Genomic DNA, 262 nt, shown 5'->3' on the forward strand with positions numbered 1-262 from the left:
GCCTTGCTGCCCAGCCTGCGGCCACCGGCACAGCCATCGCCACGGACGCGACCGCGGCATCCAGCGCTACCGCTGTCGTGGCTGTGGCCGCACCTTCAACGCCCTCAGCGGCACCCCGCTGGCCAGGCTGCGCCACCGGGCCAAATGGCTCGAATACCTGGGCAACATGCAAGGCAGCCGCACCGTGCGCGCGGCCGCCGACGCGGTCGGCGTGCATCGCAACACCAGCTTTCGCTGGCGCCATCGATTCCTCCACCTGGTC

1 protein-coding gene is annotated in these 262 nt (G+C 71.0%); it reads left to right on the forward strand.

Translation table 11 applies throughout. From position 1 onward, the window contains the following. Window positions 1–262: IS1/IS1595 family N-terminal zinc-binding domain-containing protein (locus NX780_RS25150; RefSeq protein WP_441295003.1), on the forward strand; the 262-nt coding region annotated here is incomplete at both ends.

This window comes from Massilia agri (assembly GCF_024753255.1).
Lineage (GTDB): Bacteria > Pseudomonadota > Gammaproteobacteria > Burkholderiales > Burkholderiaceae_D > Telluria > Telluria agri.